This is a genomic window from Rathayibacter sp. PhB127 (assembly GCF_003751665.1).
Taxonomy (GTDB): Bacteria; Actinomycetota; Actinomycetes; order Actinomycetales; family Microbacteriaceae; genus Rathayibacter; species Rathayibacter festucae.
Map to the genome: position 1 here is coordinate 793,137 of NZ_RKHW01000001.1, position 24,496 is coordinate 817,632.

Sequence of the window (24,496 nt, forward strand, 5' to 3'; positions counted from 1 at the left end):
GCACCCCGCACCGAAAGTTAGATTGGACCCATGAAGCTCGAACTGCGGGGCATCACGAAGCGCTTCGGCGCTCTCGTGGCCAACGATCACATCGATCTCACCGTCGAACCCGGTGAGATCCACTGCCTCCTCGGCGAGAACGGCGCAGGCAAGTCCACGCTGATGAACGTCCTGTACGGGCTGTACCAGGCGGAGGAGGGCGACATCCTGCTGGACGACGTGGTCCAGCGCTTCTCCGGCCCCGGCGACGCCATGAAGGCGGGCATCGGCATGGTGCACCAGCACTTCATGCTCGTGCCGGTCTTCTCGGTCGCCGAGAACGTCATGCTCGGCCACGAGGAGACGAAGTCGGGCGGGCGGCTGGACCTCGCCGCCGCGCGCGCCCGGGTCCGGGACATCTCGGACCGTTTCGGCTTCGACGTCGACCCCGACGCGATCGTCGAGGACCTGCCCGTCGGCGTCCAGCAGCGGGTCGAGATCATCAAGGCGCTCTCCCGCGACGCGAAGGTCCTCGTCTTCGACGAGCCGACCGCGGTGCTGACCCCGCAGGAGACCGACGAGCTGATCGCGATCATGCGGCAGCTGCGCGCCTCCGGGACCGCGATCGTCTTCATCACGCACAAGCTGCGCGAGGTCCGCGAGGTGGGCGACCGCATCACGGTCATCCGCCTCGGCCAGGTCGTGGGGGAGGCCTCGCCGACCGCGAGCAACGCCGAGCTGGCCTCGCTGATGGTCGGCCGCGCCGTCGAGCTCACCGTCAAGAAGGAGCCGGCCCGGGCGGGCGACGAGGCCCTCGTCGTCAGCCACCTCACCGTCCGGGACGCGAACGGGCAGGCTGTCGTCGACGACGTCTCGTTCGAGGTCCGCCGCGGCGAGATCCTCGCCATCGCCGGCGTGCAGGGCAACGGCCAGACCGAGCTGACCGAGGCGATCATGGGCCTGCAGGAGCGCGTGGAGGGCACAGTGACCCTCGACGGGCGCCGGCTCGACGGCCTCTCCGTCCGGCGGGTGCTCGACGCCGGCGTCGGCTTCGTCCCCGAGGACCGCACCGAGGACGGCCTGGTCGCCGAGTTCACCATCGCCGAGAACCTGATGCTCGACCGCAGCGACAGCGGCCCCTTCGTCAAGGGCCTCGGCCTGCAGCTGAAGGCGCTGGAGACGTTCGCGGAGGAGCGCGTCCGCGAGTTCGACGTCCGCGCCCAGGGCATCACCACCCACGTCGGCCGGCTCTCCGGTGGCAACCAGCAGAAGGTCGTCCTGGCCCGGGAGCTCAGCCGCGAACTGCGGCTGTTCATCGCCGCCCAGCCCACCCGCGGCATCGACGTCGGCTCGATCGAGTTCGTGCACAAGCGCATCGTCGAGACCCGCGACACGGGCGTGCCCGTCATCGTCGTCTCGACCGAGCTCGACGAGGTCGCGGCTCTCGCCGACCGCATCGCGGTCATGTACAAGGGCGGCATCATCGGAATCGTCCCCGCCGACACTCCCCGGGAGACCCTGGGGCTCATGATGGCCGGGCAGTCGCCCGCCGAGAAGGGTGCGGCCGCATGAGCGACGCGCAGTTGCCCGCCGTCGATCCGGACGCCGAGTCCGAGAGGGCGACCGGCCTCGAGCCGGGTCAGAAGCCGGGTCAGGAGGCGCGGCCCGGCCCGATCGAGAGCGGGGCCTCGCGCGTCCTCCGCGAGATCCTCTCCGGGACCGCGCTGATGTCGGTGCTGGCCGTCCTGCTCTCGCTGATCGCGGGCGGCGTGCTGATCGCCGCGACCGACCCCGAGGTCCAGTCGGCCTCGGGCTACTTCTTCGCCCGGCCGCTCGACACGCTGCAGGCGATCTGGCAGTCGGTCGCGGGGGCGTACTCCTCGCTCTTCCAGGGCTCGGTCTACAACTTCCGCCGCGAGGGCTTCGCGAACGGCATCAAGCCGCTGACGGACACGCTCGCCTTCGCGACGCCGCTGATCGCCGGCGGTCTCGGTGTCGCCCTGGCCTTCCGCGTCGGCCTGTTCAACATCGGCGGCCGCGGCCAGATGCTGATCGCCGCCGCCTGCGCCGGCTGGGTCGGCTTCTCCTTCGACCTGCCGTTCGGCGTGCACCTGGTGATCACCCTCGCCGCGGGCATCCTGGGCGGTGCGCTCTGGGGCGGCCTCGTCGGCCTGCTCAAGGCGCGGACCGGCGCGCACGAGGTGATCCTCACGATCATGCTCAACTACGTCGCGTTCTACTTCGTCTCCTACCTCCTGCGCACGCCGGGCGCCCTCCAGGCTCCGGGCTCGAACAACCCCAAGTCGCCCGGGATGAAGGACACGGCGGTCTTCCCCGACCTCCTCGGCTCCGGCTACTCGCTGAACCTCGGCTTCGTCGTCGCGATCCTCGCGACGGTCTTCGTCTGGTGGCTGCTCAACCGCTCGAGCATCGGCTTCAAGTTCCGCGCGGTGGGCGAGAACCCGCACGCGGCCCGCGTCGCCGGCATCGACGTCAAGAACAGCTACGTGTACGCGATGCTGCTCTCCGGCGGCCTGCTCGGCCTGGCCGGCAGCGCGCAGGTGATGGGCACGGTCACCACCGGATTCACCTCCGGGATCGACGCGGGCATCGGCTTCGACGCGATCACCGTCGCGCTGCTGGGCCGCTCGCGGCCCTGGGGCGTGTTCTTCGCCGGCATCCTCTTCGGCGCGTTCAAGGCCGGCGGCTACTCGATGCAGGCCGCCGAGGGAGTGCCGATCGACGTGGTCCTCGTCGTGCAGTCGCTGATCGTCCTCTTCATCGCCGCGCCGCCCCTGGTGCGCGCGATCTTCCGCCTCCCGACGCCCGGGGTCGCCCCGAAGCGCCGCACGCGCCGCACCACGGAGGTGTCCGCATGACCACCGCAGTCACCCGTGCCCCCGGGACCGCGTCCCGGGTCGCCGTCCGCAGCTGGAAGGCCCCGATCGCGTTCGGGATCTTCTCGCTGCTGGCCGTGATCCTGTTCGTGGCCCTCGGCCGCGACGGCACCAGCTCGTTCCGCCTCGCCTCCGGCAACGACTTCTTCGCCCTGCCGGACCTGCCGTTCCCGACCCGCGCTACCGGCGTGGTCGTGGCGGTCGTCCTGGTCGGTCTGACGGCGGTCGCCGTCGCGTTCACCCGCTCGGCCCGCCGCCTGCCGCTCTGGCTCTCGGCGCTCTTCGCGCTCGTCTTCCTGGTCGGCTTCCTGGTCTGGGCGTCCGCGGGCGCGACCCTGCCGCTGCCGGGTCTGCTGCTCGGCACCGTCGGGCTCGCGACCCCGCTGATCTTCGGCTCGCTCGGCGGCGTCATCTCGGAGCGCGTCGGCGTGGTCAACGTCGCGATCGAGGGCCAGCTGCTCGCCGGCGCCTTCACCGCGGCGATGGTCGGCTCGCTGACCCGCCAGCCCGTGCTCGGCCTGCTCGCGGCGATGGTCGCGAGCGTGCTGGTCTCGTTCGTGCTCGCCGCCTTCGCGATCAAGTACCTGGTCGACCAGGTGATCGTCGGAGTGGTCCTCAACGTCCTCGTGACGGGGCTGACGAGCTTCCTCTACTCGCAGGTGCTGACCAGCGACGCCGCCGTCTTCAACTCGCCGGTCAAGTTCGACCGGCTGCCGATCCCGGGACTCAGCCAGGTGCCGATCCTCGGTCCGGTGCTGTTCAACCAGACGATCATCGTCTACCTGATGTACTTCGCGATCTTCGCCGTGTGGTGGGGGCTCTTCAAGACGAAGTGGGGCCTGCGGCTCCGCGCGGTCGGCGAGCACCCGCAGGCCGCGGACACCGTCGGCATCAACGTGGCCAGGACGCGGTTCTGGAACGTCTCGCTGGCCGGCGCGATCGCCGGCATGGGCGGGGCGTACTACACGCTCGACGCGGTCGGCGCCTTCGGCAAGGAGATGACGGCGGGCGCGGGCTTCATCGCCCTGGCGGCGGTCATCTTCGGCCGCTGGGACCCGATCAAGGCCACCCTCGCCTCGCTGCTGTTCGGCTTCGCGACCAACCTGCAGAACGTGCTCGGCGTCATCGGCTCGCCGGTGCCGAGCGAGTTCATGCTGATGCTGCCCTACGTGGTGACGATCTTCGCGGTCGCCGGCCTGGTCGGGCAGTCCCGCGGGCCGGCCGCCGCCGGCAAGCCCTATCTCAAATCGTGAGGACGGATCCGATGACCGACATCGACTGGGACGCGCTGCGCACCGCCGCGCTCGACGCGATGGGCAAGGCCTACGTGCCGTACTCGAAGTTCCCCGTGGGCGTCGCCGCGCTGGTCGACGACGGCCGGGTGATCTCCGGCTGCAACGTCGAGAACGCCTCCTACGGCCTGACCCTCTGCGCCGAGTGCGCGTTGGTGTCCTCGCTGCACATGACGGGCGGCGGCCGGCTCGTCGCCTTCACCTGCGTCGACGGCAAGGGCGGCGTGCTGATGCCCTGCGGGCGCTGCCGTCAGCTGCTCTTCGAGCACTCCGCGGACGGGATGCTCCTGCAGACCGTGTCGGGCGTGAAGACGATCGACGAGGTCATCCCCGACGCGTTCGGTCCGCGCACTCTCGAGGCGTACGCGGCCGAGTAGTCCCGCCCCGCCGCCTCCCGCTCCCACTCCTGAACCGAGGACCCCGCATGACCCCGTCCACCCCCGTCGAGGCGTTCGACGCCGTCGACGTCATCCGCACCAAGCGCGACCGCGGCACGCTCTCGACCGAGCAGATCGACTGGCTGATCGACGCCTACACCCGCGGCTACGTCCAGGGTGAGCAGATGGCCGCCTTCGCGATGGCCGTGCTGCTCAACGGGATGGACCGCGACGAGATCCGCGACCTGACCCTCGCGATGATCGCGAGCGGCGAGCGGATGAGCTTCGACGGCCTCGGCAAGCGAACGGTCGACAAGCACTCCACCGGCGGTGTCGGCGACAAGATCACGCTGCCGCTGATGCCGCTGGTCGCCTCCTTCGGCGTCGCGGTGCCGCAGCTCTCGGGCCGCGGCCTCGGTCACACCGGCGGCACGCTCGACAAGCTCGAGGCGATCCCCGGCTGGCGCGCGGACCTCAGCAACGAGGAGATGTTCGAGCAGCTGCGGACCGTCGGCGGCGTGATCTGCGCGGCGGGCTCCGGTCTCGCCCCGGCGGACAAGAAGCTCTACGCCCTGCGCGACATCACCGGCACCGTCGAGGCGATCCCGCTGATCGCCTCCTCGATCATGTCGAAGAAGATCGCGGAGGGGACCGACGCCCTGGTCCTCGACGTCAAGTTCGGCTCCGGCGCCTTCATGACCGACATCGAGCGCTCGCGCGAGCTGGCCCGCGCCATGGTCGATCTCGGCAACGACGCCGGCGTCCGCACCACGGCGCTGCTGACCAACATGAACGTGCCGCTCGGCCTCGCGATCGGCAACGCGAACGAGGTCCGCGAGTCCGTCGAGGTGCTCGCCGGCGGTGGCCCCGCGGACGTCCGCGAGCTGACCCTCGCGCTCGCCCGCGAGATGCTCGCGCTGGCCGGGCAGCCCGACGCGGACGTCGAGGGCGCGCTCGACGGCGGCGCGGCGATGGACACCTGGCGTGCCGTCATCCGCGCGCAGGACGGCGACCCGGACGGCGCACTGCCGGTCGCCCGCGAGACGCACGTGGTGCTCGCCGAGCGCGACGGCGTCCTGGTCGAGCAGCAGGCGCTGCCCTTCGGCATCGCGGCCTGGCGCCTCGGCGCGGGGCGCGCGCGCCAGCAGGACGCGGTGCAGCACGCGGCGGGCATCGACCTGCACGCGAAGCCCGGCGACCGGGTCCGCGCCGGTCAGCCGCTCTTCACGCTCTCCGCCGACGAGCCGTCCCGCTTCTCCCGCGCGCTCGAGGCGCTGGACGGCGCGTACCGCATCGGCGACGAGGGCGACGTGGTCCTCGACGGCGGCCCACTGGTGGCGGAGCGCATCGCCTGACCGTCGCCGCCGCTCGGGTCGATCTCCGGCTCGCGAAACGCCCTCCGGCACGCGGAATCCACGGATTCCGGCGTGCCGGAGCTGTCTCCGCGTGCCGGAGCCGTCTCCGCGTGCCGGAGCTGTCTCCGCGTGCCGGAGCCGTCTCCGCCTGCCGGAGGTGGTTCGGGTGGATGTCCGGCTCGTGGAATCGGGTCGGGCTCGTCGAATCCGCGGGTTCGGGCGTGCCGGGACTGTTTCTGCGTGCCGGAGGTGGTTCGGGTGGATATCCGGCTCGTGGAATCGAGTCGGGCTCGTCGAACCCGCTGGTTCGGGCGTGCCGGAGCTGTCTCCGGGTGCCGGAGGCGAGCCCGGCGGACGTTCGGCTCGGAGGCTCGATTCGGGCTCGTCGAACCCGCTGGTTCGGGCGTGCCGGGGCTGTCTCTGCGTGCCGGAGGTGGTTCGGGTGGATGTCCGGCTCGTGGAATCGAGTCGGGCTCGTCGAATCCGCTGGTTCGGGCGTGCCGGTGCCGTCTCTGCGTGCCGGAGGCGAGCCCGGCGGACGTTCGGCTCGGAGGCTCGATTCGGGCTCGTGGAATCCGCGTGTTCCGGCGTGCCGAAGGTGATTCCGCGCGCCGGAGGTGAGCCGAGCGGATGTTCGGGCTCGTGGAACCGGCCCCGGCTCGTGGGATCCTCCACTTCCGGCGTGCCCGAGGTCGTTCCGCGTGCCGGAGGGGCGCGGCCCGCTCGCGGACCCGCCGCGACCCGGACGGGGTGGCAGCCGCGAGGGAGGCCGGCGCGGGCGGCACCGTAAGGTGGTCGGCGAACCGTCGTCCCACCGGAGGAGCACCGTGACCGACAGCACCGAGATCGGCAGCAGCCACGAGGAGTACCTCCTCCCGGGCGAGGGCATCCTCATCGACGACCTGCCCAAGGTGTCGCTGCACGACCACCTCGACGGCGGACTCCGCCCCGAGACGATCGTCGAGATCGCCGCGGAGACCGGCGTCGCCCTCCCGGCCGAGGACCCCGAGGCCCTCGAGCGGTGGTTCACGACCACGGCGGACTCCGGCTCGCTCGAGGACTACCTCGCGACCTTCGAGGCCACGATCGCCGTCATGCAGACCGCTTCGTCGCTCGAGCGCGTCGCCCGCGAATTCGTGCTCGACCTCGCCGCGGACGGAGTCGTGCACGGCGAGATCCGCTGGGCGCCCGAGCAGCACCTCCGCGCCGGTCTCACCCTCGACGCGGCCGTCGAGGCCGTGCAGGAGGGAATCGAGCAGGGCGTCCAGGAGGCGGCCGCGCACGGCTCCCGCCTCGGCGTCGGCCAGCTCATCACCGCGATGCGGCACACCGACCGCTCGCTCGAGATCGCCGAGCTCGCCCTGCGCCACCGCGAGCGCGGCGCGATCGGCTTCGACATCGCCGGAGCCGAGGCGGGCTTTCCCGCGTCGCGGCACCGCCCCGCTTTCGAGCTCCTCGCCGCGGCGCACTTCCCGACGACGGTGCACGCGGGCGAGGCCGACGGACTCGACAGCATCCGCTCCGCGCTCCTGGACGGCCGCGCGCTGCGCCTCGGCCACGGCGTCCGGCTCGCGGAGGACATCCGCATCGAGCGCCAGGACGACGATGCCAGCTACGTGACTCTGGGCGAGCTCGCCGAGTGGGTGAAGGACCGGCGGATCGCCCTCGAGCTCAGCCCGTCCTCGAACCTGCAGACCGGGGCGATCGCCGCGTGGGGCACCGAGCTCGCCGACCACCCGTTCGACCTGCTCTACCAGCTCGGCTTCCGCGTCACCGTCAACACCGACAACCGCCTGATGAGCGGCACCACGCTCAGCCGCGAGCTCGCGCTGCTCTCGGACGCGTTCGGGTACGACCTCGACGACCTCGAGGCGTTCCAGGTCAACGCGGCCGAGGCCAGCTTCCTGCCGCTGGACGAGCGTCGCGAGCTGATCGAGACCATCAGCGCCGGCTTCGAGGCGGCCTGAGCATGCCCCTCGACCCGCTCTCCGACGCCGCGGTGGCACTGCGGCACCCCGCTGCCAGCTGGCGCGAGGCGGTCATGGAGGCGGGCCGCGCCCTCGAGCGCAGCGGCGCGGTCGACCCGGCCTACTCCCGCCGGATGGTCGAGCAGGTCGACGTGCTCGGGCCCTACATCGTGATCGCCCCCGGCCTCGCCCTCGCGCACGCCCGCCCCGGCAACGACGTGCTCGCGGACGGGATCTCGGTGGTCACCCTCGCCGACCCCGTCGCCTTCGGCCACAGCACCAACGACCCGGTCTCGGTCGTCATCGGCATCGCCGCCACCCAGGCGCACGGCCACGTCGGCTTCGTCTCCGGCCTCGCCGACGTCCTCAGCAAGCCGGACGCGGTCGCGGCCCTCGCCGCCGCCCGCACCGTCCGCAGCATCAACGCCGTCCTCACCGACGACATCCCGCATCACGGAAGAAGCGCATGAAGATCGTCACCCTCTGCGGCGCCGGAATCGGCACCTCCGCCATCCTCAAGCTCGGCGCCGAGCGGGCCCTCGAGGCCCTCGACCTCGAAGCCGACGTCGTCGCCTCCGACCTCGCCTCCGTCGACGCCCTCGCCGCCGACGCGCAGGTCATCCTCACCTCCCGCGAGCTGATCGGCAGGATCGGCAAGACCTTCGCCGAGGTCGTCGTCATCGACAACTACCTCGACCAGACCGAGATCACGGCGAAGATCGAGCGGGCGCTCGGCTGATCCGCCGGAGGCGGATCAGCCGAGCGGTGCCGTCTTCTGGGCCGCTCCCCGCGCGGCCCAGCGCGGTCGGCTTCTGGAGATAGTGCGTTCCGCAGAGCGGGTCGCGTCGCGCTGTCAAGAATCGCTTGGCACGCGATTCTCGTTCGCGCGCTCTGCCTTAGAGGTGCTCGCTTCTGACCCGTGGTATTGAATTCTGAGCCGCCCCCTGTGCGGCTCAGCGCTGTCGGCTTGTCGACGTGGTGCGTTTCGTGGAGCGTGTCGCGTCGCGCTGTCGAGAATCGCTGGCACGCGAACTGTGTTGAATTCTGAGCCGCCCCCTGTGCGGCTCAGCGCGGTCGGCTTTGCGACGTCGTGCGTTCCGCAGAGCGGGTTCCGTCGCGCTGTCGAGAATCGCTTGGCACGCGATTCTCGATCGCGCGCTCTGCCTGGAGGGTGCTCGCTCCTGGTGGGTGCGAGGGCGTGACGGGTCGCGAGATGCCAGTTGGGTACGCGACACGCCGGGGGAAGCGGGCTCAAGTGGCATCTCGCGAGGGGGGTCAGGGCATCAGCAGGGTGAGGGTGCGGGTGAGGAGGGCTCGGGCGCGGGCGGGGGAGAGGCGGGTCGGCTGCTCGGCGGCGCGGGCGACGGCGATGCCGTCGAGGACGGCGAGGAGGAGCGCGGCGTCGTCGGGGCCGAGCGGCGCCGTGGGGTGCGCGGCGTGCAGCAGCTCCAGGACGACGTCCTCCGTGCGCGACCAGCCGTCGGTGTGCAGGGCGCGGATCTCGGGGTCGGTGCCGGCGCGTGAGGCGAACGCGGTCCAGACCACGGCGTCGGGGACGTCGGCGTCCTCGACGCAGGCGATCGCCTCGCAGAAGGCGCGGAGACGAGCGTCCGCCGACGGCTCCTCCTCCCGCAGGTCGAGCATCCGCCGGCGGAACCGCTCCTCCACCGCTGCCATCGCGCCGGTCAGCAGCGCCTGCTTCGTCGGGAAGTGGTGCTGGACGGCGCCTGCCGAGACGCCTGCTTCAGCGGCGACGGTCCGGATGCTGAGCTGATCGGCCCCGCGCGTCGAGAGGACGGTGACGACCGCCGAGAGGATGTCGCTCCTGCTCTCGCGCCGATCGGCCACGTGCGCTCCTCTCGATCCGTCCGCTCGAGCAGGCTACGCTCTCGACCATGACCAATACGACTGTATTGCCGGTCCCCGAGACGGCGAGAGGGCGCATCGACTCGCTGGACGTCGTCCGCGGCGTCGCGATCATCGGGACCCTCGGCACCAACATCTGGCTGTTCTCCCACCCCTGGGGACTGCTCGGGATGCTCAGCGAGCCGGTGACACCCGGGACGTCCCCGGGCGCGCAGACCGTGCAACTGGTGCTGATGGCTCTGGCGCAGGGGAAGTTCCTCGCCCTGCTCTCGCTCACCTTCGGCATCGGGCTGGCGATCCAGCACGCGTCGGCGGTCCGCCGGGGTCGGCGCTGGCCCGGCCGCTACCTCTGGCGGGCGACGCTGCTCCTGCTCGACGGGGCGGTCAACTACGTGCTGATCGCGGAGTTCGATGTGCTGATGGGCTACGCGGTGACGGGGGCCGTGGTGGCGTGGCTGCTGCTCACCCGGCCGCGGACGCAGCGGCGCACGGTGGTCGTCCTCGGCGCGCTGCACGTCCTGCTGATCTCGGCGCTCGTGGCGCTCGTGGCGACGCAGCCGGGTGCCGGTCAGGGTCCCACCGGTCGCAGCCCGTACGCGGACGCCTCCTTCCTCGGCCTCGCCCTCTTCCGGCTGCAGAACACGGGAGTCTTCCGGGCGGAACCCGTGCTGATCGGCGTCCTCAGCCTGGCGATGTTCCTGCTCGGCGCCCAGCTGCTGCGCGCCGGCCTCTTCGAGGAGGAGGGCCGGCGACTGCGGCGGCGACTGATGGTCCTCGGCGCGCTCGCGGCCCCTGTCGACCTGGCGCTCGGCCTCACCGGGAGCGCGGCCGGTCTGCTGGCCGAGCGCTATCTCGCCGCTCCGCTGGTGGCGCTCGGACTGCTCGCCCTCCTCGCCGAGCTCGGCCTGCGCCGGGGGAGCGACGGCTGGGTCGCGCGTCGCGCTCGCGAGGTCGGCCGGGTCGCTCTGAGCGCCTACCTTCTGCAGAACCTGCTCGGGGGTGCTCTGTTCTACGGCTGGGGTCTCGGGCTCGCGGTCACCGCAGCCCCGTGGCGGGTGCCGGTGACGATCGGCGCGTTCGTCCTGATCGCGGCGATCGTCGTGCTCGCTGCGCATCTCTGGCTCCGCCGCTTCGCTGTCGGCCCGGTCGAGTGGCTCTGGAGGCGCGGCGAGCAGCTGGGGAGTCGTCCCTCCCGCTGACGATGCGGTGCGCCAGGTCCCGCGCCAGGACGGCGGGGTCGGGACGTCCGTGCGATTCTCCGACGTGGCTCCGTCTCCGAGCCTCTTCACCGAATCGAGAGGACTGAAGTGCGCACTCGAATCCGCTGCACGATCGCCGGGCTCACCACCCTCTGGCTCCTGGCGGGAGGTGCTGTTCTGGGAGCGGGACCCGCCCTCGCTCGGACCCCGTCCTCCCTCGCGTCGGCGGCCGCCGCCTCCTCTGCGACCCCGGAGTGGAGCGCGACCAGGGTCTACACGGGCGGACAGCAGGTGACCCGCCAGGGGAAGCTGTACACCGCCGGCTGGTGGACCCGGGGCGAGGACCCGCTGCTGGTCTCCGGTGCGGTCGGGACGGGCAGGGTGTGGCAGCCCACCGCCGGCGTGAGCGCGCCGTCCGCCGCGCAGGCGCCCGCGCCGACGCCGACCGCCGTGCCCGCTCCGGTGTCGACGCCGACCCCCGTGCGCGCCCCGGCGCCCGTCGCCGCCGCGGTGCCCACCGCCGCGCGCGCGCCGGCAGCCGCCGCGTCGGACCCGTTCCCCGGCGTCGCGGCCTGGAGTGCGTCGGCGACCTACACCGGCGGCCAGCAGGTCGTGCGCGACGGGAAGCTCTACACCGCCGGCTGGTGGACCAGCGGCGCGGACCCCCGCATCGAGTCCGGTGCGATCGGCTCCGGGAAGGTGTGGCAGCCCGCGAGCGCGGTCGCCCCCGCCCCGATCTCGACTCCGGCCCCGACCTCGACCCCGGCCCCGACGACGACTCCGGTCCCCGCGAAGACGGCGGTGCCGACGCCGGCGCCGTCCGCCGCCACGGATCCCGCGAAGGGCCCCGGCACCGCGGCGCCCGTCACCGGAACGTCCCCTGCCGTCCTGCGCTCCGGCTACAAGGACATCACCGTCAACATGGACTGGAACACCCACCAGCTGCGCACCGCGGTCGACGGCCGGATCGTCCCGCTCGTGGGTCCGGACTCCTGGGCGAGCCGGACCGGCAGCAGCGCGGTCACGCTCGCCTTCGCCTCCGGCACCGGGGACGCCCCGAACTGGGCGGGCGTCACGGCGGACGAGTTCCGCAGCTCGATCGACCAGCTGGTCGCTGCGGACGTGGACTACGTGCTCGCCACCGGAGGAGCCTCGGCGGTGTTCACCGCGAACGCCGCGCAGCTCGACTCCTTCATCAGCCGCTACGCCTCGAAGAACCTGATCGGCATCGACTTCGACATCGAGCGCGGGCAGACCGCCGCTCAGATCCGGGAGCTCGCGGACGCCGCTGCCGCGGCCGAGGTGAAGTACCCGGACCTCCGGTTCCAGTTCACCCTGCCCACCGCGGCGGCGTCGGACGGATCGAGGTACAGCCTGACCGACGTCGGAGTCACGACCGTCGAGGCGATCAAGGCCTCCGGCCTGCAGCACTACACCGTCGACCTGATGGCCATGGACTACGGGTCGGCGACCGCCGCGAACGCGGTCATCGACTCGACGACCGGGAGGACCGACATGGGGGCGTCCGCCGTCCAGGCCGCTCGGAACGTGCACGAGAAGCACGGCATCCCCTACTCGAAGCTCGAGCTGACCGCGATGATCGGCGTCAACGACGTAACCGAGGAGGTCACCTCCGTCGCGGACTTCGAGACGATCGCCGACTTCGTGAAGACGCAGGGCCTCGCCGGTCTGCACCACTGGTCCGTCGACCGGGACACTCCCTCCACCGTGGGCGTGGTGTCTCCGCTGGGCTCCGGGACGGCCATCCCGTCAGGGGCGTTCGCCGCGGTCGTCAACCGCGCCGGCTAGCACCCGTTCCCGATGCTGCGCCGCCCGCCGATCCGCGATCGGCGAGGCGGCGCAGTCCGCCCCGTCACTCCTCCACCGCCTTCAGAGAGTCCTCCGCCGTGCGCTCCACCCCGCCCTCGCCTGCCCCCGTTCCCGCCACCGCACCGTCGTCGCCGCAGCCCTCCTCTCGGTGGGCTGTCCTCCGTGTCGTCCTGTTCGTGCTCGCGGTCGCGATCGCGGTGCTCCTCGGCGTCTCCGTCGCGACACTCGCGGCCGCCTTCGCCCTCACCGCGTCGCTGCCGTTCGCCGTGATCGTGTGGACCGCCGTCTCGCTCCTGCTGGTGTTCCTGCTGGTCGCGGCGGCGGAGCGCCTCCTCCTGCATCGCCGAGCGCCGCGCCGAACCCTGCTGCGGCGGCGGACCCCGGCCGCCGTGGCCGTCGTCGCCACCCTGCTCCTCGGTGCGCTCGGCGGCGCCACGGTCCTCGCGCCGGTTCCCGGGGCCTCGGCCCCCTCGAGCCCGGAGGCGCCGCGGTACGCGGATCTGCCGACCGGCTCGCGGGTGGCTTACTGGAAGGTCGACGCCCCTGAGTCCGACGGCTCCGAGGTGCCGATCGTGTACCTGCACGGCGGCCCCGGCGGCTACATCTCGCCGGGGAACGTCGAGGCGCTCGCGCCGCTCGCCGCGACCGGTCACGACGTCTACCTGTTCGACCAGCCCGGCGGCGGCTCCTCCCCCGACCTGCCGACCAGCGCGTACTCGCTGAAGCGGTCGCTCGCGGACATCGATGCTCTCCGCGAGGAGATCGGCGCGGAGCGGATCATCGTCCTCGGTCACTCGGCAGGGGGGTTCCTCGCCGCCGCCTACGCGGCGAGCCACTCGACGCACGTCGAGAAGGCCGTCCTGGTGTCGCCGGGCACCTACGACGTCTCCGAGGAGGGGCTCCGCGCCGCAGCCGCCGACGAGGCCGCGATGGCCGGTGCCGACGACCGGCACGACGAGCGGGATCCGCTCAACGACCGGCTCGCCTCCCTCTCGTCCCCTCGGCTGATCGCCGCCCTCACCCTGCTGGAGGCGGTGGGCCCTGACGCCGCGTCGAACCTGTACTCCCAGGGGGACGGGAAGCGCGCGAGCGCACTGGCACTCGGCCGCCCGACCGGCGTCAACCTGTACGAGAACCGCCTGCTGACCGCCGATTTCGAGGCGCAGTGGCAGGCCACGATCGCGAAGCTGAGAACGCTCGACGTGCCCACGCTCCTCGTGCGGGCCCAGTACGACTACGTCGACTGGCCCGGCCAGCACGCGCTCGGATCGGCCGGCCCCGACGCTCGCATCGTCTACCTCCCGGACGCCGAGCACGATCCCTGGGCCTCGGCTCTCGAGCGCACGAACGCCGTCATCGCCGACTTCGTCCTCGATCGTGAGCAGCCCCTCCACTCGGGTGACGCCAACCCCGCACTGACCGCGACCCCTGAGCGCTGACCTCCCGGCGCGACCAGCGCCGGAGGTCCCGCCTGCCCGCCCGACGACGGTCCACTCGGTCCGCGCCGGTCTCCCTCTCCTCTCCTGCCCCTCTGCCCGTCCCCTTCCCCTGGAGCCGATCCACCCATGTCCTCGATCCCGTCCGACTCCTCCTCACCCGGTCTCCGGCACGCCTCGCGGCGTCCGCGTCCGCTGCTCCGCCGACTCCTGTCCGTCCTCGCGGCGGCCGTCGCCGTCGTCCTCGGGCTCACCCTGTCGACGGTCGCGGCGGCGTTCGCGCTCGCCGCGTCCCTGCCCTTCGCGATCGTCGTCTGGGTGGTCCTGTCCCTGCTTCTCGTCTTCCTGCTGGTCTCGGCCGTGCAGCGCCTGCTCCCGCGTCGGCCTCGGCCGGTCCGCCGGTCGGTGCGCCTGCGCACCCCGCTGATCGTCGCCGCGGTCGCGACCGCGGCCGTCGGCGCGCTCGCCGGGGGAACCGTCCTCGCGCCGGTCGGCGGGTCGTCCGTCGGCTTCGGCCCGGTGGCCCCGCAGTACTGGGACCTCTCCACCGGCTCGCACGTCGCGTACTGGAAGACCCCCGCTCCCACTCCCGGGGGATCCGAGGTCCCGATCGTGTACGTGCACGGCGGCCCCGGCGGCTATGTCTCCGCCCTGGACTTCGACTTCCTGCCCGCCCTCGCCGAGACCGGCCACGACGTCTACCTGTTCGACCAGCCGGGCGCCGGCTACTCCGACGACCTGCCGATCCACGACTACTCGCTGGAGCGGTCCGTCGCCGACATCGACGCCGTCCGGGAGAAGACGGGCGCGGATCGCGTGATCCTCGTCGGCCACTCGGCCGGGGGCTACCTCGCCGCCGCCTACACCGCGGAGCACCCCGAGCACGTGGAGAAGGCGGTCCTCCTCTCCTCCGGGACCTACGACCCGTCGGAGGACGGACGGCGCGCGGTCGCCGAGGCGCAGGGGGCAGCCGACGCGCGGCCGGTCGAAGACCCGGCAGAGCCGGCGGAGACCGCAGCGGAGGAGCCCACTCCTCTCCCGCTGGGCGCTCAGCTGCGCGCGGCCGCCGGAGTGGCGCTTCTGCGGTCGGTCGGCCCGGACGCCGCCGTGAACCTGCTCCCGCAGGACGCCGGCAGGCGAGTGGCGGCGGCGTCGCTGGGCGAACCCGGCGGCATCAACTTCTTCTCGAACCTGCTGCTGACCGACGACTTCCTGGCGCACTGGGCGATGACGCTCGAGCAGCTCCGCACGGTGAACGTGCCCACGCTGGTCGTGCGAGCGCAGGACGACTTCGTCGACTGGCGCGGCCAGCACGCCCTTGCCGAGGCGATCCCCGGCGCGCAGACGGTCTACATCCCCGAGGGCGGGCACGCCCCGTGGGTGCGGGCTCGCGAGCGCAGCCTCGCCGCCGTGTCCGACTTCCTCCTCGACCGGGCGCAGCCGATCTACACCGGCGACACCGACCCCGCGCTGGCGGACGTCCCCGACCGCGGCTGACCATCGCTCAGCGCAGGAGCTCGGCGACTCCTGTCCGGAGGGTGTCGAGGCGGGCGGCGACCGCGCCGCGCCGGGCGTCGGCGTCCGCCTCGTGCGACCACGCATCGAGGTAGAGCTTCACCTTGGGCTCGGTGCCGCTCGGCCGCGCGATCAGACGGGCGCCGTCGAGGGTGAACCGCAGTGCATCCGTCGGCGGCAGCGCTCCACCCGCCGCGAGCAGGTCCTCCGTGCGCTGCACGGCCAGACCGCCGATCGCGGCCGGCGGAGCGCTGCGCAGCCCCGCCATGATCCGGCCGATCTCGGAGAGGTCGGTCACCCGGAGCGAGATCTGCTCCGAGCCGAAGAGGCCGAAGCGCTCGGCGAAGGCGTCGAGCTCGTCGGCGATCGTGCGGCCCTCGGCGGCGAGCGACGAGGCGAGATCGAGGAAGGCGAGCGCCGCCGAGATCCCGTCCTTGTCGCGGACCGTCTCGGGGTTCACGAGGTAGCCGAGCGCTTCCTCGTAGCCGAAGACGAGGTCCTGAACGCGCGAGATCCACTTGAAGCCGGTCAGCGTCTCCGCGAACTCCAGCCCGTAGTCGCGGGCGACCGCACCGAGCGCGGGGGAGGAGACGATCGAGCAGGCCAGCGCGCCGCCCGTCCGGCCCGCGGCGCGGGCGCGCTCGGCGGCGCGCCAGCCGAGCAGCGCGCCCACCTCGTTGCCGGAGAGGCGACGGAAGGCGTCCGCGAGCGACGCGTCCGGGATCGCCGCGGCGAAGCGGTCGGCGTCGGGATCGTTGGCGACGATCAGCTGGGCGCGGCCCGAGCGGGCGGTCGCGAAGGAGAGGTCGAGCGCGCCGGCCTCCTCGGGGTTCGGGAACGCCACCGTGGGGAACGCGGGATCGGGATCGATCTGCTCGACGACCACGGCCGGCTCGTCGAAGTCGGCGGCGGAGAGCACCCGGTGCGCGGTCTCCCAGCCCACGCCGTGCATCGCCGTGTAGACGACGCGGAGCGGCGCCGACTGCCGTCCGACCGCCGCCGTCGCGGCGATGTAGGCGTCGACGACGGACTCGTCGGCGATGCGGTACTCGCCCCGCGGCAGCTCGGTGACGCGGCGCTCGGTCGCGACCGCGAGGATCCGCTCGGCGATCGCGGAGTCGACCGGCGGCACGATCTGCGAGCCGTCGTCGTCGCCGCCGAGGTAGACCTTGTAGCCGTTGTCCTGCGGCGGGTTGTGGCTCGCCGTCACCATCACTCCGGCGTCGGCGCCGAGGTGGCGGACGGCGAAGGCGAGCACGGGAGTCGGCAGCAGGCGGGGGAGCAGCACGGCGTCGGCACCCGCGCCGGCCATCAGGGCGGCCGAGTCCTCGGCGAAGACGCGGGAGTTCCTCCGCCCGTCGTAGCCGATGACGATCAGCGGGCGCTCGAGGCCCTGGGCGAGCAGGTGGTCCGCCAGCCCGACGGCCGCCTGCGAGACGAGGACGCGGTTCATCCGGTTGGATCCGGCCGCGATCGCGCCGCGGAGCCCGGCGGTGCCGAAGGCGAGGCGCTCGCGGAAGCGGTCCGCCAGCTCGGCGGCGGCGGCGGGGTCACCGGCCGCGTCGGCCGACAGCAGGTCGACGAGCTCCTGCCGCGTCTCCGGGTCGGGGTCCTGGGCGAGCCAGTCCTCGGCGCGCGCGCGGACGTCCGCCGTCACAGCGTGCCCGTGATCCCGGCCAGGAGACGGGCGAGGTCGTCCTCGGCGTTCCGTCCGGCCTCGAGGACCTCTTCGTGGCTCAGCGGCGTCTTCTGGATGCCCGCCGCCAGGTTCGTGATCAGCGACATGCCCAGCACCTCCATTCCGGCCTCGCGCGCCGCGATCGCCTCGAGGGCCGTCGACATGCCGACGATGTGGCCGCCGATGATCCGGGCCATCTGCACCTCGGCCGGGCTCTCGTAGTGCGGGCCGCGGAACTGCACGTAGACGCCGTCGTCGAGGTCCGCGCGGGTCTCCCGGGCCAGCGCCCGCAGCCGGGCCGAGTAGAGGTCCGTGAGGTCGACGAAGGTCGCGCCCTCGAGCGGGGAGTCGGCGGTGAGGTTGATGTGGTCGCTGATCAGGACCGGGGTGCCGGGGGTCCAGTGCTCCTTGATGCCGCCCGCGCCGTTGGTGAGGATCATCACCGAGGCGCCGGTCGCTGCGGCGACCCGGACGCTGTGCGCGACCCGGCGCACGCCGTAGCCCTCGTAGTAGTGGGTGCGGGCTCCGATGATCAGCGCGCGCTTGCCGGTCGGCAGCAGCACGGAGCGCAGGCTCCCGCCGTGGCCGTGCACGGCCGACTTCGTGAAGCCGACGATGTCGGTCGCCGGGACCGTCGCGGTCGTCTCGCCGATCGCATCGGCGGCCTTGCCCCAGCCGCTGCCGAGCGTGAGGGCGATGTCGTGCTTCTCGACGCCGGTCGCGTCGGCGATCTGGGCGGCGGCCTCGGCGGCGATCGCGAAGGGATCGGCGTCGGCGGAGTCGAGCGGATTGGGGGTCTGGTCAGCCATTCCCCCACCCTATCCACGCGCGACGCGGGGACGGGCGAGGCCCGCGGACCCTCCCGGACCCGCGTCGATTGGGCGAACTCCCAGCACGGGAGGACAATGGGAGGCATGCCTTACGAGTTCGAGCGCACGCAGCGGATCGCCGTCCTCGGAGGGGGACCCGGCGGCTACGAGGCCGCCCTCGCCGGAGCCCAGCTGGGCGCCGAGGTCACCCTCGTCGAGCGGGTCGGCGTGGGCGGTTCGGCCGTCATCACGGACGTCGTGCCGTCGAAGTCGCTGATCGCGACCGCCGAGGCCACCAATGCGATCGGCGAGGCCGCCGACCTCGGTGTGCAGTTCTTCACCCGCCACGAGCAGACCAACAAGCCGGTCCGCCCCGAGGTCGCGGTCAACCTCGCCACCGTCAACAAGCGCCTCCTCGGGCTCGCCCGCCAGCAGTCCGAGGACATGCGCGCGAACCTCGTGCACCACGGCGTGCGCATCGTGCAGGGCGACGGACGCCTCGACGGCTCGAACGCGCTGATCGTCGCGACCGCGCCCGGCGACGAGGGCATGGACTTCGACCGGATCGAGGCGGACACCATCGTCGTGTCCGTCGGCGCGAGCCCGCGCATCCTGCCCTCCGCCGCGCCCGACGGCGAGCGGATCATGAGCTGGACCCAGCTCTACAACCTCAAGACGGTGCCCGAGCACCTGATCGTGGTCGGCTCCGGCGTCACCGGCGCGGAGTTCGCCTCCGCCTACCGCGCCCTCGGCGCCAAGGTCACGCTGATCTCCTCCCGCGACCAGGTCCTCCCCGGCGAGGACGCCGACGCCGCCGCCGTGATCGAGAACGTCTTCAAGCGCAACGGCATGGTCGTGCTGTCCAAGTCGCGCGCCGACCGCGTCGAGCGCACCGAGACCGGTGTCCGCGCCGTGCTGTCCGACGGCCGCGTCGTCGAGGGCTCGCACTGCCTGATGGCCGTCGGCTCCATCCCGAACACCGCCGGCATCGGCCTCGAGGAGGCGGGCGTCCAGCTCACCGACTCGGGCCACATCCGCGTCAACCGCGTCGCGCGCACCAGCGTCCCCTCGATCTACGCGGCCGGCGACTGCACCACCTTCCTGCCCCTCGCCTCCGTCGCCGCGATGCAGGGCCGCACCGGCGTCTTCCACGCCATGGGCGACGCGGTGAACCCCACCGAGGTGCGCAACGTCGCGGCGAACATCTTCACCCAGCCCGAGATCGCGACCGTCGGCTGGAGCCAGAAGGAGATCGAGGAGGGCCTCGCCCAGGGCGAGATCTACAAGCTCCCCCTCGCCGCCAACCCCCGGGCCAAGATGATGGGCATCCGCGACGGCTTCGTGAAGGTCTTCGCCCGCACCGGCTCCGGCACCGTCATCGGCGGCGTCATCGTCGCCCCCAAGGCCAGCGAGCTGATCTTCCCCCTCGCCCTCGCCGTCGAGCACCGCCTCACCGTCGACCAGGTCGCCCGCGCCTTCACCGTCTACCCCAGCCTCACCGGCTCCATCTCGGAGGCGGCGCGCGCCATGCACATCGTCAGCTGACGCTGACGATGTGCGCGCCCATCTCTGAGCCGCTCCCCGCGCGGCTCAGCGCAGTCGGCCTGTCGACGTGGCGCGTTCCGCAGAGCGGGTTCCGTCGCGCTGCCGAGAAACGCTGGCACGCGTTTCTCGGTCGCGGCGCTCTGCCCTGCGGGTGAGCGGCTCCGGCGGGTGCCCGCCCATGCTGATCGAGTGGCGCGTGGAGCGTGCGTATCGAGATCTGGCGATGCCCGAGGCGCGGTGTCAGAGGTGGTGGTGGGAGCGGCATTCAACCGCACTGCTGATCGAGGGAGGCTCTCGATACGCCGCTGCGCGGCTACTCGACGAGCATGGGGCGGACGCGGTTCCTGCGGTCGCGCATCGGCCGTCCATGCTGATCGAGTAGCGCGCGGAGCGCGCGTATCGAGATCCGACGCTGCCCGAGGCGCGGCGTCAGCTGCGGTGCGAGCGTCATTCAACCGCACTGCTGATCAAGGGAGGGTCTCGATACGCCGCTGCGCGGCTACTCGACCAGCATGTGCGCACCTGCGCGGCTACTCGACCAGCATGTGTGCGCCGTTGCGCGGCCGCTCGACCAGCATGTTCCGGAGCAGACCGGAGCGGTGCAGTGTCGGGCAGAGCGCGTGAGCGAGAAACGCGTGTCAGCGTTTCGAGGCAGCGCGACGCGACCCGCTCTGCGGAACGCACCACGTGAACGGGCCGACCGCGCTGAGCCGCGCGGGGAGCGGCTCAGAGATGAGCACAGCCGGAGTGCGAGACCGAGAAACGCGTGTCAGCGTTTCTCGGCCGCGCGACGCGAGCCGCTCTGCGGGACGCACCACTTGAATGGGCCGACTGCGCTGAGCCGCGCGGGGAGCGGCTCAGGAGATGGACAGCAGCACGTGGCCCGAGGACACCGTGGTGCCCGCCTCCGCGTTCAGAGAGCGGACGACGCCGTCCTTGTGAGCGGTCAGGGGCTGCTCCATCTTCATCGCCTCGAGGACGACGACGAGGTCGCCGGTGACGACGGTGTCGCCCTCGGCGACGGCGACCTTGACGATGGTGGCCTGCATCGGCGCGGTGACGGAGTCGCCGGTGACGGTGCTGACGGAGGCGGAGCCGCGGCGCTTGGGGGCGGCGGCGGCGGGACCGCGGGACGGGCCGGAGCCGACGAGGTCGCTCGGCAGGGTGACCTCGACGCGGCGGCCGTCGACCTCGACCACGACGCTCTGGCGGGCGGCCGGTCCGTCGATCGCGCCGGGCTCGCCGCTCCAGGCCTCGATGGTGTTGTCGAACTCGGTCTCGATCCAGCGGGTGTAGATCGAGAACGGCTCGTCGCCGGCGGGGGCGAAGGCCGGATCCTCGACGATCGCGCGGTGGAACGGCAGCACGGTGGGCAGGCCGGTGACCTCGAACTCGGCGAGGGCGCGGCGGGAGCGCTCGAGCGCCTCGGCGCGGGTGGCACCGGTGACGATCAGCTTGGCCAGCAGGGAGTCGAACGAGCCGGAGATCACGTCGCCGGCGACGACGCCGGAGTCGACGCGGACGCCCGGTCCGCCGGGCGCCTTGAAGACGTGCACGGGGCCGGGGGCGGGCAGGAAGCCGCGGCCGGCGTCCTCGCCGTTGATGCGGAACTCGAAAGAGTGGCCGCGCGGCTGCGGGTCCTCGTAGTCGAGCAGGCCGCCCTCGGCGAGGCGGAACTGCTCGCGGACGAGGTCGATGCCGGTGACCTCCTCGGAGACGGGGTGCTCGACCTGCAGGCGGGTGTTCACCTCGAGGAAGGAGACGGTGCCGTCCTTGCCGATCAGGAACTCGCAGGTGCCGGCGCCGACGTAGCCGACCTCGCGCAGGATCGCCTTCGACGCGCGGTAGAGCTCGGTGTTCTGCTCGTCGGTGAGGAACGGCGCGGGCGCCTCCTCGACCAGCTTCTGGTGCCGGCGCTGCAGCGAGCAGTCGCGGGTGGAGACGACGACGACGTTCCCGCTCGAGTCGGCGAGGCACTGGGTCTCGACGTGGCGCGGCTGATCGAGGTACTTCTCGACGAAGCACTCGCCGCGGCCGAAGGCGGCGATCGCCTCGCGGGTGGCGGAGGCGAACATCTCCTCGACCTCGTCGCGCTCGCGGGCGACCTTGAGGCCGCGGCCGCCGCCGCCGAAGGCCGCCTTGATGGCGACGGGGAGGCCGAACTGGTCGACGAACTCGAGCACCTCGGCGGCGCCCGAGACGGGGTTGAGGGTGCCGGGGGCGAGCGGAGCGCCGACCTTCTCGGCGACGTGGCGGGCCGAGACCTTGTCGCCGAGGCGCTCGATGGCCTCCGGCGACGGGCCGATCCAGATCAGTCCGGCGTCGATGACGGCCCGGGCGAAGTCGGCGTTCTCGGCGAGGAAGCCGTAGCCGGGGTGCACGGCGTCGGCGCCGGAGCGGCGGGCGACGGAGAGCAGCTTCTCGATGACGAGGTACGTCTCGGCGCTGGTCGTGCCGCCGAGCGCGTACGCCTCGTCGGCGAGGCGGCTGTGCACGGCGTCGCGGTCCTGATCGGCGTAGACGGCGACGGAGGCGATGCCGCTGTCGCGGGCGGCCCGGACGACGCGGACGGCGATCTCGCCTCGGTTGGCGATGAGCACCTTCGTGATACCTGGCATGGTCCCCAACCCTAGAGGGCGCCCCGCGGATGCCCGGCGCGGCTCACCACAAAGAAGGGCGAGCGCTTCGTCGGTTCCGCACAAGGGCCGCCAGGAGCGGGCGGTGTCAGCGGTTCCCGGGCGTCAGCGGTTCCAGAGCGACGGCCAGGACACCCCGAGCTCGCGGACGAGCGAGCGCAGCGTCGGCACGGACATCCCGATCACGGTCGACGGGTCGCCCTCGATCGCCGTGATGAAGCCCGCGCCGCGACCGTCGATCGTGAACGCGCCGGCCACCTCGAGCGGCTCCCCGGTCGCGACGTAGGCGTCGATCTCGTCGTCCTCGATGTCCGCGGCGAAGGTGACGGCGGCGGAGGTGACCGCGCCGGTCTCGGCGACGATCCGCCCGCCGCGGTGGTCGATCAGCCAGTGGCCGGAGTGCAGGCGTCCGGTGCGCCCGCGCTGCGCCCGCCAGCGCTCGCGGGCGCGCTCGGGCTCGTGCGGCTTGCCGTGCACGACGCCGTCGAGCAGGAAGGCGGAGTCACCGCCGAGGACGAGTCCGTCGATCTCCGGCCCGAGGACGGCCGTCGCCTTGGCGCGGGCGAGCAGCGACACGGTCGCGTCGGCGTCCAGCGCGGCCCCGAGCTCGTGCTCGGCGCGGGCGACGGCGGCCGGCTCGTCGACCGAGGAGGGCACGACGACGGGCTCGATCCCGGTGGCGCGCAGCAGCGCCAGCCGGGCGGGGGAGGTGGAGGCGAGGTGGAGGCGCACGAGGGCTCCCTGCGATCGGGCCCACGCTGTGGGATGCTCGACGGATGGCACAGACTCCGCCCCGAACGTCCGACCCGGCCGCGGAGACCGGCGGAGCACTCGGGACCGAGATCGAGCTCGACATTAGCAACGTGGCCCACGGCGGCGTCTTCGTCGCCCGGCACGAGGGCCGCGTGGTGTTCGTCCCCGATGTGCTCCCCGGCGAGCGGATCCGCGCTCGCGTCAGCGAGATCCGCCACGACAGCTTCTGGCGCGGTGAGGCGCTCGAGGTGCTCGAGGCGTCGCCGCACCGCGTCGAGCACGTCTGGGCGCAGGCGGGCATCGACCGCCGCCCCGAGGAGCGCGTCGGCGGCGCCGAGTTCGGCCACGCCGCGCTCGAGTACCAGCGCGAGCTCAAGCGCGCCGTGCTGGTCGACTCCTTCTCCCGCTTCGCCCGGCGCGAGGTCGACGTCGTCGTCGCACCGGTCGCGGGCGACGACGAGTCCGGCGGCCTCGGCTGGCGCACCCGCAACCGCCTGCACGTCGACGACTCCGGCCGCGTCGGTCCCTACGCCGCGCGCAGTCACCACGTCGTCGACGTCGAGGGCCTGCCGCTCGCGACCGCCGCCTCTTCGGCCGCGGCTCCGCTCGACCAGCGCCTCGCACCCGGCTCCGTCGTCGACCTCGTCGATGCCGCAGGATCGGACGGCGCGGCCGTGCTCGTGCACGATCCGTCCGACAAGCGCGCCCGGAGGGACCGGACGGTCGTCTCCGAGTTCGTCGCGGACCGCACCTTCCGCGTCGACCGCTCCGGCTTCTGGCAGGTGCACCGCGGAGCCGCGGCGACCCTCTTCGACGCGGTGCAGGCCGCCGTCGACGCCGGCGTCGCCGACGTCCGCGCCGCCAACCACGACCTCTACGGCGGAGTCGGGCTGCTCGCCGCAGCGCTCGCCGACCACCTCGGCGCCGGCGTCCGCGTCACGAGCGTGGAGAGCGATGCCCGGGCCACGGAGCACGCCCTGGAGAACCTCGCCGATCAGGTCGGTGCCCGCGCGGTGACCGCCCGGGTCGACCGCTACCTCCGCGACGCATTGGCCCAGGCCGACGCCCGGGAGCGCGGGCGCTGGCGGGCCGCGACGGTCGTCCTCGATCCGCCCCGGGCAGGAGCCGGCCGCGCGGTGACCGACGCCCTGATCGAACTCGCGCCCGCGCAGCTGGTCTACGTCGCCTGCGATCCCGTGGCACTCGCCCGCGACGTCGGCGCGCTCTCCGCCGGCGGCTACGAGCTCGAGCGGCTCGACGGCTTCGACCTCTTCCCGCACACCTCGCACGTGGAGGCCGTCGCCCGCCTCGTGCGCCGAGACGGCTGAGCGCCGCGTCGCTAGCATGAGCCCGATGGAGACC

At 72.7% G+C, this 24,496-nt stretch carries 19 protein-coding genes; 14 read left to right on the plus strand and 5 right to left on the minus strand.

The genetic code is table 11. The features are described from left to right. The first annotated feature begins 30 nt into the window (after positions 1 to 30). The 8 genes from EDF22_RS03995 to EDF22_RS04030 all read left to right on the plus strand — a co-directional run bounded on the left by EDF22_RS03995 (position 31) and on the right by EDF22_RS04030 (position 8,606). Positions 31 to 1,551, plus strand: a complete 1,521-nt coding sequence (locus EDF22_RS03995) for an ABC transporter ATP-binding protein (RefSeq protein ID WP_123702569.1) — start codon at positions 31 to 33, stop codon at positions 1,549 to 1,551. Beyond that, positions 1,548 to 2,858 carry an ABC transporter permease gene (locus tag EDF22_RS04000; protein WP_123445292.1) on the plus strand — a complete coding sequence of 437 codons (1,311 nt, stop codon included), beginning with the start codon at positions 1,548 to 1,550 and terminating at the stop codon, positions 2,856 to 2,858. Before EDF22_RS03995 ends, EDF22_RS04000 begins: the two co-directional genes overlap by 4 nt. Next, the gene (locus EDF22_RS04005) at positions 2,855 to 4,129 is read left to right on the plus strand and encodes an ABC transporter permease (protein ID WP_123702571.1); all 1,275 of its coding nucleotides are present in this window, start codon (positions 2,855 to 2,857) and stop codon (positions 4,127 to 4,129) included. Before EDF22_RS04000 ends, EDF22_RS04005 begins: the two co-directional genes overlap by 4 nt. A gap of 11 nt (positions 4,130 to 4,140) precedes the next feature. Continuing rightward, positions 4,141 to 4,545: a cytidine deaminase gene (locus tag EDF22_RS04010; RefSeq protein ID WP_123445294.1), complete on the plus strand. Its 405-nt coding sequence runs from the start codon at positions 4,141 to 4,143 to the stop codon at positions 4,543 to 4,545. Positions 4,546 to 4,592: 47 nt separating this feature from the next. Then, a complete protein-coding gene (locus EDF22_RS04015) occupies positions 4,593 to 5,900 on the plus strand; it encodes a thymidine phosphorylase (RefSeq protein ID WP_123702572.1) in 1,308 nt (435 codons plus the stop codon). Positions 5,901 to 6,745: 845 nt separating this feature from the next. After that, complete coding sequence (locus EDF22_RS04020; RefSeq protein ID WP_123704675.1) at positions 6,746 to 7,867, plus strand: adenosine deaminase; 1,122 nt, start codon at positions 6,746 to 6,748, stop codon at positions 7,865 to 7,867. A gap of 2 nt (positions 7,868 to 7,869) precedes the next feature. Further along, positions 7,870 to 8,337: a PTS sugar transporter subunit IIA gene (locus tag EDF22_RS04025; protein WP_123702574.1), complete on the plus strand. Its 468-nt coding sequence runs from the start codon at positions 7,870 to 7,872 to the stop codon at positions 8,335 to 8,337. Then, positions 8,334 to 8,606 (plus strand): PTS sugar transporter subunit IIB, encoded by a 273-nt coding sequence (locus EDF22_RS04030; protein WP_123702576.1) that lies wholly within the window; start codon positions 8,334 to 8,336, stop codon positions 8,604 to 8,606. The genes EDF22_RS04025 and EDF22_RS04030 overlap by 4 nt, the downstream gene beginning before the upstream one ends. Before the next feature lie 536 nt (positions 8,607 to 9,142). On the opposite strand, the gene EDF22_RS04035 is transcribed toward EDF22_RS04030, so the two are convergent. Continuing rightward, positions 9,143 to 9,715 carry a TetR/AcrR family transcriptional regulator gene (locus tag EDF22_RS04035; RefSeq protein WP_123702578.1) on the minus strand — a complete coding sequence of 191 codons (573 nt, stop codon included), beginning with the start codon at positions 9,713 to 9,715 and terminating at the stop codon, positions 9,143 to 9,145. Between the two features lie 47 nt (positions 9,716 to 9,762). Between EDF22_RS04035 and EDF22_RS04040 the strand changes: the two genes are divergently transcribed. The 4 genes from EDF22_RS04040 (at position 9,763) to EDF22_RS04055 (ending at position 15,695) form a co-directional block, all read left to right on the plus strand. Then, positions 9,763 to 10,932 (plus strand): DUF418 domain-containing protein, encoded by a 1,170-nt coding sequence (locus EDF22_RS04040; protein WP_123702580.1) that lies wholly within the window; start codon positions 9,763 to 9,765, stop codon positions 10,930 to 10,932. A gap of 108 nt (positions 10,933 to 11,040) precedes the next feature. After that, the gene (locus EDF22_RS21210) at positions 11,041 to 12,741 is read left to right on the plus strand and encodes a carbohydrate-binding protein (protein WP_123702582.1); all 1,701 of its coding nucleotides are present in this window, start codon (positions 11,041 to 11,043) and stop codon (positions 12,739 to 12,741) included. Positions 12,742 to 12,839: 98 nt separating this feature from the next. After that, entirely contained in the window at positions 12,840 to 14,201 is a 1,362-nt protein-coding gene (locus EDF22_RS04050) for an alpha/beta fold hydrolase (protein ID WP_123702583.1), read from the plus strand. Positions 14,202 to 14,327: 126 nt separating this feature from the next. Further along, a complete protein-coding gene (locus tag EDF22_RS04055; protein WP_123702585.1) occupies positions 14,328 to 15,695 on the plus strand; it encodes an alpha/beta hydrolase in 1,368 nt (455 codons plus the stop codon). A 7-nt stretch (positions 15,696 to 15,702) separates the two neighbouring features. Here the strand turns inward: EDF22_RS04055 and EDF22_RS04060 are convergent, their stop codons facing one another. Further along, a complete protein-coding gene (locus EDF22_RS04060) occupies positions 15,703 to 17,370 on the minus strand; it encodes a phospho-sugar mutase (protein WP_123702587.1) in 1,668 nt (555 codons plus the stop codon). Continuing rightward, positions 17,367 to 18,200: a purine-nucleoside phosphorylase gene (locus EDF22_RS04065; protein WP_123702589.1), complete on the minus strand. Its 834-nt coding sequence runs from the start codon at positions 18,198 to 18,200 to the stop codon at positions 17,367 to 17,369. Before EDF22_RS04065 ends, EDF22_RS04060 begins: the two co-directional genes overlap by 4 nt. A gap of 105 nt (positions 18,201 to 18,305) precedes the next feature. Here EDF22_RS04065 and EDF22_RS04070 point away from each other — a divergent pair, with 105 nt between their 5' ends. After that, positions 18,306 to 19,745, plus strand: coding sequence for an NAD(P)H-quinone dehydrogenase (locus EDF22_RS04070; protein ID WP_123702591.1), 1,440 nt, complete (start codon positions 18,306 to 18,308; stop codon positions 19,743 to 19,745). A gap of 857 nt (positions 19,746 to 20,602) precedes the next feature. Here EDF22_RS04070 and EDF22_RS04075 read toward each other — a convergent pair. Both EDF22_RS04075 and EDF22_RS04080 read right to left on the minus strand, forming a co-directional pair. Beyond that, positions 20,603 to 22,363, minus strand: a complete 1,761-nt coding sequence (locus EDF22_RS04075; protein WP_123702593.1) for a biotin carboxylase N-terminal domain-containing protein — start codon at positions 22,361 to 22,363, stop codon at positions 20,603 to 20,605. Between the two features lie 123 nt (positions 22,364 to 22,486). After that, the gene (locus EDF22_RS04080; RefSeq protein WP_123702595.1) at positions 22,487 to 23,113 is read right to left on the minus strand and encodes a nucleoside triphosphate pyrophosphatase; all 627 of its coding nucleotides are present in this window, start codon (positions 23,111 to 23,113) and stop codon (positions 22,487 to 22,489) included. Positions 23,114 to 23,157: 44 nt separating this feature from the next. On the opposite strand from EDF22_RS04080, the gene EDF22_RS04085 reads away from it, so the two are divergent. Beyond that, the gene (locus tag EDF22_RS04085; RefSeq protein WP_123702597.1) at positions 23,158 to 24,462 is read left to right on the plus strand and encodes a class I SAM-dependent RNA methyltransferase; all 1,305 of its coding nucleotides are present in this window, start codon (positions 23,158 to 23,160) and stop codon (positions 24,460 to 24,462) included. Positions 24,463 to 24,496: the final 34 nt, after the last annotated feature.

What these genes read in the sequence shown, in the direction of transcription:
- EDF22_RS04065 (WP_123702589.1), bottom strand. Translation starts at nt 18,200, where the DNA reads ATGGCTGACCAGACCCCCAATCCGCTCGACTCCGCCGACGCCGATCCC.
- EDF22_RS04005 (WP_123702571.1), top strand. Translation starts at nt 2,855, where the DNA reads ATGACCACCGCAGTCACCCGTGCCCCCGGGACCGCGTCCCGGGTCGCC.
- EDF22_RS04000 (WP_123445292.1), top strand. Translation starts at nt 1,548, where the DNA reads ATGAGCGACGCGCAGTTGCCCGCCGTCGATCCGGACGCCGAGTCCGAG.
- EDF22_RS04025 (WP_123702574.1), top strand. Translation starts at nt 7,870, where the DNA reads ATGCCCCTCGACCCGCTCTCCGACGCCGCGGTGGCACTGCGGCACCCC.
- EDF22_RS04085 (WP_123702597.1), top strand. Translation starts at nt 23,158, where the DNA reads ATGGCACAGACTCCGCCCCGAACGTCCGACCCGGCCGCGGAGACCGGC.
- EDF22_RS04010 (WP_123445294.1), top strand. Translation starts at nt 4,141, where the DNA reads ATGACCGACATCGACTGGGACGCGCTGCGCACCGCCGCGCTCGACGCG.
- EDF22_RS04055 (WP_123702585.1), top strand. Translation starts at nt 14,328, where the DNA reads ATGTCCTCGATCCCGTCCGACTCCTCCTCACCCGGTCTCCGGCACGCC.
- EDF22_RS04075 (WP_123702593.1), bottom strand. Translation starts at nt 22,363, where the DNA reads ATGCCAGGTATCACGAAGGTGCTCATCGCCAACCGAGGCGAGATCGCC.
- EDF22_RS04070 (WP_123702591.1), top strand. Translation starts at nt 18,306, where the DNA reads ATGCCTTACGAGTTCGAGCGCACGCAGCGGATCGCCGTCCTCGGAGGG.
- EDF22_RS04015 (WP_123702572.1), top strand. Translation starts at nt 4,593, where the DNA reads ATGACCCCGTCCACCCCCGTCGAGGCGTTCGACGCCGTCGACGTCATC.
- EDF22_RS03995 (WP_123702569.1), top strand. Translation starts at nt 31, where the DNA reads ATGAAGCTCGAACTGCGGGGCATCACGAAGCGCTTCGGCGCTCTCGTG.
- EDF22_RS04030 (WP_123702576.1), top strand. Translation starts at nt 8,334, where the DNA reads ATGAAGATCGTCACCCTCTGCGGCGCCGGAATCGGCACCTCCGCCATC.
- EDF22_RS04040 (WP_123702580.1), top strand. Translation starts at nt 9,763, where the DNA reads ATGACCAATACGACTGTATTGCCGGTCCCCGAGACGGCGAGAGGGCGC.